General features: G+C 65.2%; 10 protein-coding genes. 7 read left to right on the plus strand and 3 right to left on the minus strand.

Going from position 1 to position 6184, the window contains the following annotated elements:
* Positions 1–60 precede the first annotated feature (60 nt).
* The 3 genes from era (at position 61) to recO (ending at position 2158) form a co-directional block, all read left to right on the plus strand.
* Positions 61–969, plus strand: coding sequence for a GTPase Era (gene era, locus PVW46_RS09640; protein ID WP_043142320.1), 909 nt, complete (start codon positions 61–63; stop codon positions 967–969).
* Positions 969–1298, plus strand: coding sequence for a DUF1491 family protein (locus tag PVW46_RS09645; protein WP_043142323.1), 330 nt, complete (start codon positions 969–971; stop codon positions 1296–1298). The genes era and PVW46_RS09645 overlap by 1 nt, the downstream gene beginning before the upstream one ends.
* 134 nt (positions 1299–1432) lie before the next feature.
* Entirely contained in the window at positions 1433–2158 is a 726-nt protein-coding gene (gene recO, locus PVW46_RS09650; RefSeq protein WP_069208147.1) for a DNA repair protein RecO, read from the plus strand.
* Here recO and PVW46_RS09655 read toward each other — a convergent pair.
* Positions 2142–2528, minus strand: coding sequence for an META domain-containing protein (locus PVW46_RS09655; RefSeq protein WP_052244511.1), 387 nt, complete (start codon positions 2526–2528; stop codon positions 2142–2144). The two genes, recO and PVW46_RS09655, sit on opposite strands and share 17 nt — an antisense overlap.
* A gap of 92 nt (positions 2529–2620) precedes the next feature.
* Here PVW46_RS09655 and pgsA point away from each other — a divergent pair, with 92 nt between their 5' ends.
* From pgsA to PVW46_RS09675, 4 genes are read left to right on the plus strand one after another with little or no spacing between them, the layout of a single operon-like run.
* The gene (gene pgsA / locus PVW46_RS09660) at positions 2621–3286 is read left to right on the plus strand and encodes a CDP-diacylglycerol--glycerol-3-phosphate 3-phosphatidyltransferase (RefSeq protein WP_043142325.1); all 666 of its coding nucleotides are present in this window, start codon (positions 2621–2623) and stop codon (positions 3284–3286) included.
* Positions 3286–3531 carry a molybdopterin converting factor subunit 1 gene (moaD, locus tag PVW46_RS09665; RefSeq protein WP_043142327.1) on the plus strand — a complete coding sequence of 82 codons (246 nt, stop codon included), beginning with the start codon at positions 3286–3288 and terminating at the stop codon, positions 3529–3531. The genes pgsA and moaD overlap by 1 nt, the downstream gene beginning before the upstream one ends.
* Positions 3532–3536: 5 nt before the next feature.
* Positions 3537–3980: a molybdenum cofactor biosynthesis protein MoaE gene (locus PVW46_RS09670; protein WP_069207966.1), complete on the plus strand. Its 444-nt coding sequence runs from the start codon at positions 3537–3539 to the stop codon at positions 3978–3980.
* Between the two features lie 49 nt (positions 3981–4029).
* On the plus strand, positions 4030–4800 hold the full coding sequence (locus tag PVW46_RS09675) for an FCD domain-containing protein (RefSeq protein ID WP_069207965.1): 771 nt from the start codon (positions 4030–4032) through the stop codon (positions 4798–4800).
* Positions 4801–4953: 153 nt separating this feature from the next.
* On the opposite strand, the gene PVW46_RS09680 is transcribed toward PVW46_RS09675, so the two are convergent.
* Entirely contained in the window at positions 4954–5427 is a 474-nt protein-coding gene (locus PVW46_RS09680) for a hypothetical protein (RefSeq protein ID WP_043142333.1), read from the minus strand.
* 184 nt (positions 5428–5611) lie between these two features.
* On the minus strand, positions 5612–6184 hold a 573-nt coding region (locus PVW46_RS09685), incomplete at its 5' end, for an ammonium transporter (RefSeq protein WP_443137038.1).

The raw sequence follows: 6184 nt of genomic DNA on the forward strand, positions 1-6184 counted from the left end.
CCTTGACGCCTCATCTGGCCTAGGGGAGGCACTTCGAAATCGCATTCGGACAGATCTGTCATGACCACACGTGCCGGCTTCATCGCCCTGATCGGAGAGCCCAACGCAGGCAAATCCACCCTCACCAACGCGATGGTGGGGGCCAAGGTCAGCATCGTGACCCACAAGGTCCAGACCACCCGCGCCCGCATCCGCGGCGTCGCGATGGAGGGCGACAGCCAGCTGGTCTTCGTCGACACGCCGGGCCTGTTCAAACCGCGCCGCCGGCTGGACCGCGCGATGGTGGCCGCCGCCTGGGGCGGCGCGGCGGATGCCGATGTCATCGTGCTGCTGATCGAGGCGCACCGCGGCATCACCGAAGGCGTCGAGAGCATCCTCGAAGGCCTGAAGGACCTGCCCCGGAACCGCACCGTCGCCCTCGCCATCAACAAGATCGACCGCGTCGAGGCACCTGCCCTCCTGGCCCTGACCCAGGCCATGAACGAGCGTTACGAATTTGCCCGGACCTTCATGATCTCCGCTGAAAAGGGCTACGGGATCGAGGACCTGCGCCACTGGCTCGCCGACGAAATGCCCGAAAGCCCCTGGCTCTACCCCGAAGACCAGATCGCCGACCTGCCGATGCGCATGATCGCCGCCGAGATCACGCGCGAGAAGCTGACACTGCGCCTGCACCAGGAACTGCCCTACCAGCTGACCGTCGAGACCGAGAACTGGGAAGAGCGCAAGGACGGCTCCGCCCGCATCGACCAGGTGATCTATGTCGCCCGCGATGGCCACAAGGGCATCGTCCTGGGCCACAAGGGCGAGACGATCAAGGCCATCTCCAAGGCCGCCCGCGAGGAACTGACCGAATTCCTCGGTCGTCCCATCCACCTCTTCCTGCAGGTCAAGGTCCGCGAGAACTGGCTCGAAGAGGCGGAGCGCTACTCGGAAATGGGGCTCGACTTCCGCGACGGCAACGCCTGATGGCGCGGCTGACCGCGCGGTTCTGGGTGGATGCCTACCTGGCGCGCCTGCGCCTGATGGACATTCCCGCCTTCGTCACCGCCCACGGCGACGACACCGCCGGCGCCGTCCTGGTCAAGCTCAACACGCTCGACGGTCAGGCCCGCGCCTTCACCCGCGGCTTCGACCTCGCCAGCGGCGACCGCAAGTGGACCGACCTCACCTCCGGCCAAGAAGCAGAGGTCGACGAGACGATCACCCGCCAGCGCCGTTTCGATCCAGACCTCTGGGTGATCGAGGTCGAGGACCGCCTTGGCCGCCACCTGCTCGACGATCCCACCCTGGCCTGACCAGCAGGCTTCTTCTTGGCAGAAATACCCCTGCCCGAGGCCCCGCAAAGGGGCCGAGACCCCCTGCGCAGCCGCAGGCTGCACATTTGGATCACGGCTTGCCAATCGGCGCGCGCGGGCCGATCTTTCACTGCATGGACTGGCGCGACACGGGCATTCTTCTCAACACGCGGAAACACGGCGAGACCTCGCTGATCCTCGAGGTCTTCACGCCGCATCATGGTCGCCATGCAGGCGTTTTGCGGGGCGGCACCTCGCGCAAGCTGGCGCCGCATCTGCAACCCGGCGCCCAGCTCGACCTGTCGTGGCGGGCGCGGCTCGAGGATCACATCGGCAGTTTCACCGCCGAGCCTGAACGCTCGCGCGCCGCCGCCGCGCTGGGGGACCGGCTGGCGCTGGCCGGGCTCAACGCGGTCACCGCGCTGCTGGCCTTTTGCCTGCCCGAACGTGAACCACACCCCGCGCTTTACGACAGGTCCGAAAAACTACTGGATCTGCTGGATCGCCCGGATCTCTGGCCCCTGGCCTACCTGCAATGGGAACTGGCGCTGCTGGAGGAACTGGGCTTCGGCCTCGACCTGACGCAATGCGCGGTCACCGGCGCGACCGAGGGGCTGGACTATGTCTCTCCCCGCTCAGGTCGCGCTGTCACCGCCCGGGGCGCCGGGGAATGGGCCGACCGGCTGCTGCCCCTGCCGCCGGTCCTGCGGGGCGAGGGCGAGGCCGGGGATGAAGAAATCCTGACCGCCTTGGAAACGACCGGGTTCTTCATGGAAAACCGGCTGGCGGCGGACTTGCGGGACAAACCTCTGCCACCCGCGCGGGCCGCCCTGATCGCCCGGCTCAGGGCGCGGGGCTGAACACCAGCTCGCCGCCCGCCGCGTCGCGCAATACCAGCTGGTCGTCGCGCAATTCGGCCTGCGTCACCTGCTGCAGCGCCATGACAAAGGCGTGTTCCTGTGCCAGTTCGGGGCAGGCACGTCGGGTCATCCGCAACGGGCCAAAACTCAGATCGGGCCATGCCCCTTCGACCTTGCCGCCAAAACTGTTGCAGGGCGCCTTGCCGTTCACCGTGCCCGGTGTGGTCAGGTCCAGCGAGGCGTCGAAATCCACCGACGCGCCGCCCATGCTCTGCAGCACCCAGCGCGCATTTTCCGGATGCAGGGTCATGCCCGCCCAGGCGCCCGGGACAAGCGCCGAAAGAAGTCCCGCCAGGATGAGTCCACGCATGTTGCCCCCGCTTTGCCTCACCCAAAGGTGGGGTGTCGGGACAGTGCGTGCAAGCCTTCCCCCTTCCCCGAGAACCGGATAGAGAGACTGCGATGAAACTGACATTGCCCAACCTTCTCACCATCCTGCGCCTGCTCGCCGCGCCCGGCGTTGCGGTGATGTTCCTGTATTTCTCGCGCCCCCTGGCGGACTGGGCCGCGCTGATCCTCTTCCTGGGGGCCGCGGTGACGGACTGGCTGGACGGCCACCTGGCGCGCAGCTGGCAACAGGAAACCAAGCTGGGCGCCATGCTGGACCCGATCGCGGACAAGGCGATGGTGGTCATCGCGCTGATGGTGATCGTCGGGTTTTCCTCCTGGTCGCCCTGGCTGGTCCTGCCGGCCACCGTGATCCTCTTCCGCGAGGTCTTTGTCTCGGGCCTGCGGGAATACCTGGGAGACACCGCCGGAACGCTGAAAGTCACCAAGCTGGCCAAGTGGAAGACCACCGCGCAGATGGTGGCCATCGCCGTGCTCTTTGCACAGGGCGTGTTTGAGCACTACCTTGTCATGTCGAGCATGGGCATGGATGACCAGATTATCGGCCAGATTCTCGACGGTGAGATCGAGGACGAGATGGGCTTGAGATGGAAACTGCAGGGCATGATCTGGTCCGGCAAAGGCGGGCTGACCCTGCTCTGGATTGCCGCCGCGCTGACGCTGATCACGGGGTGGGACTATTTCCGCAAGGCCCTGCCCTTTCTGAAGGAGGATCGCTGATGGACGTGCTGTATTTTGCCTGGGTACGCGAGAGGATCGGTCTGCCCCGCGAAAAGGTCGAGACCGAGGCCGCGACCGTGGCCGCGCTGGTCGAGGAACTGCGCGCGCGCGAAGACCGCTATGCCGCCGCCTTCGAGGACCTGAGCGCCCTGCGCGTGGCCGTCGACCAGGAATTGACGGATTTCGATGCCCCGCTGGCGGGGGTGCGCGAAGTGGCCTTCTTTCCGCCGATGACCGGGGGCTGAGGGCCATGCGTGTCGTTGTTCAGGAGGCCCCGTTCGATTTCGGCGCCGAGGCGGCAGGCTTTGCCGCGGGCCGGCACGACATGGGCGCGGTCGTCACCTTCACCGGCATCGTCCGCGACCTGCAGGGTGGTGGGCTGGAGGCGATGGAGATCGAGCACTATCCCGGCATGACCGAGAAAGCCCTTGAAAAGATTGCCAAAGAGGCGGTCGAGCGTTGGGCGCTGGGGGATGTGCTGGTGATCCACCGTCATGGCCGGATGGAACCGGGCGAACAGATCATGATGGTCGCGACGGCGGCGCCGCACCGCAAGGATGCCTTCGAGGCGGCGGAGTTCCTGATGGACTACCTGAAGTCGCGGGCGCCGTTCTGGAAAAAAGAATTCAGCGCTGAATCAAAGGCTTGGGTCGCGGCGCGGGACGAGGACGAGGACGCGTTGCGGCGGTGGTAACAACCGGTCGGTTTTGGTAACTTCTCCTGACCAGCGGAAGGAACGCGCGATGCCCTTCGAAAAAGTCCAGGCCGAGAAGCTCTCGAAGACCGTTGTCCGGCAGATCGAACTGCTGATCCTGCGCGGTGTGCTGCGCCCCGGCGAGCGCCTGCCCTCGGAACGCGACCTGTCGGAACAGCTCGGCGTCTCGCGGCCCTCGCTGCGCGAGGCAGTGTCGGAACTGCAGGCGCGCGGGTTGCTGACCTCCAAGGCCAGCGCGGGCATCTTTGTCACCGGCGTCCTGGGGTCGGCCTTTTCCGAACCGCTGATCCAGCTTTTTGCCAATCACGACGAGGCGGTCTTTGACTACCTGTCGTTCCGGCGTGACCTGGAAGGACTGGCCGCGGAACGCGCCGCGATTCACGGCACCGACAGCGATCTTGCCGTGATCGCAGCGGTTTTCGCCAAGATGGAGGCGGCCCACGTCAAGCGGAACCCGGCCGAGGAGGCCGGGCTGGACGCCGAGTTTCACCTGGCGATCATCGAGGCCAGCCATAACGTCATCATGCTGCACATGATGCGGTCGATGTACCAGTTGCTGCGCGAGGGCGTGTTCTACAACCGCCAGGTCATGTTCAAGCAACGCACCACAAGGGCCAGCCTTCTGGATCAGCACCGCGCCATCAACGACGCGCTGCAGGTGCGCGACGCCGCCGGGGCGCGAGCGGCAGTCGAGGCACATCTGGACTACGTCGAGGCGGCGCTGAGCGCGGACAGGACCGCCGAAAAGAACGAGGCCATCGCCCGCCAGCGGCTACGCCGGGAAAGCGAGCGCCGCTAGGCTGCGGCGCGGGGAGCGGTCAGGAAGACTGACCATCGGGCGCGCCCTATCCCCAAGGCAGCCACAGAGCCACAGATCGGGACGCGGCCAGCGCATCATGTACGTTTTGTACAAAACGTACATCGTTTTCAGCATTTTGTACAAAACACCCGCTCAGGTTGTTTCGCAGGACTCTTCGCCCGGCACACGGAGCAGGAAGCGCCGCACGGCATCCTGATGTTCGGTCGCAATCCCGGCGCGGGCAATGACCCATTCCGCCGCTTCGGAGATGTCCAGCGTCACGATCGTGTTCTCTTGTTTGCGCACACCGGACAGTTCGAAATAGGTGGCCGACATCCGCATCATGCCAAAGTTGGTGTCATTACTGACGACATAGGCGGCCAGGGAGCCGGTCTCTCCGAAGCCCAGCGCCTTGAGCCGCGCGGAATAGCGGCGCATGTCTTCGCCGGTGAACCGCGCCATATCAGTCTTGCGCATGTCGAAGACCACCGGACGGGTCATGTCCGCGGCAAGACCGCCGGCAGCCCGGACCGCGACAAAGGCCTCGATCGACTCGTCCAGATCGACCTCGCCCGACAGGTGCCAGTACCGGATGCCCGGCACCTCCAGAAAGTCGTGAGATATCATCGGGCCTCTCTGATAGCCGGTCGGGTTTCCCCAAGGGAAACCAGAATTTCAGGGCCTCTGCCCGGATGCAAGCCCACCAGGGGGAAATCCGGAAACAAAGGCAGGTTTCCGATACCCCTTGACGAAAAAACCCGGGCGCGAGCGCCCGGGCCAGTGGTCACAAAAGCTGAGAGGAAGGAGAACCTCAGCCCTTGGAGAACTCGGGGTATGCCTCCATACCCAGCTCGGCCATGTCGAGACCGGTGATCTCTTCCTCTTCCGAGACACGGATGCCCATGACGGCCTTGAGGATGAACCAGACGATCAGCGATGCGACGAAGGTGAAGACACCGTAGCCGATGATGCCGATGATCTGCGTCGAGAGGCTGGCGTCACCGTTGTAGAAGACCACGGCGATGGTGCCCCAGATGCCGGCGCAGAGGTGCACCGGGATGGCGCCGACCACGTCGTCGATCTTGAACTTGTCCAGCATCGGCACGGCGAAGACCACGATGACACCGCCGATGGCACCGATCCAGAGCGAGCCGAAGAGCGTCGGCGCAAGCGGTTCGGCGGTGATCGAGACCAGGCCCGCCAGGGCGCCGTTCAGGACCATCGTCAGGTCGACCTTCTTGTACATGATCTGGGTCAGGATCATCGCGGCGATGGCACCGGCTGCGGCGGCCATGTTGGTGTTGGCGAAGATGCGCGACACGTCCGACACGTCACCCACGGTGCCCATTGCCAGCTGCGAGCCGCCGTTGAAGCCGAACCAGCC

The organism is Mameliella sp. AT18 (genome assembly GCF_028807275.1).
Lineage (GTDB): Bacteria > Pseudomonadota > Alphaproteobacteria > Rhodobacterales > Rhodobacteraceae > Antarctobacter > Antarctobacter albus.

Bases quoted from the DNA above. Each gene is read 5' to 3' on its own strand.
- PVW46_RS09645 (WP_043142323.1), top strand. From the start codon at position 969: ATGGCGCGGCTGACCGCGCGGTTCTGGGTGGATGCCTACCTGGCGCGC.
- pgsA (WP_043142325.1), top strand. From the start codon at position 2,621: ATGAAACTGACATTGCCCAACCTTCTCACCATCCTGCGCCTGCTCGCC.
- moaD (WP_043142327.1), top strand. From the start codon at position 3,286: ATGGACGTGCTGTATTTTGCCTGGGTACGCGAGAGGATCGGTCTGCCC.
- PVW46_RS09680 (WP_043142333.1), bottom strand. From the start codon at position 5,427: ATGATATCTCACGACTTTCTGGAGGTGCCGGGCATCCGGTACTGGCAC.
- era (WP_043142320.1), top strand. From the start codon at position 61: ATGACCACACGTGCCGGCTTCATCGCCCTGATCGGAGAGCCCAACGCA.
- PVW46_RS09675 (WP_069207965.1), top strand. From the start codon at position 4,030: ATGCCCTTCGAAAAAGTCCAGGCCGAGAAGCTCTCGAAGACCGTTGTC.
- recO (WP_069208147.1), top strand. From the start codon at position 1,433: ATGGACTGGCGCGACACGGGCATTCTTCTCAACACGCGGAAACACGGC.
- PVW46_RS09655 (WP_052244511.1), bottom strand. From the start codon at position 2,528: ATGCGTGGACTCATCCTGGCGGGACTTCTTTCGGCGCTTGTCCCGGGC.
- PVW46_RS09670 (WP_069207966.1), top strand. From the start codon at position 3,537: ATGCGTGTCGTTGTTCAGGAGGCCCCGTTCGATTTCGGCGCCGAGGCG.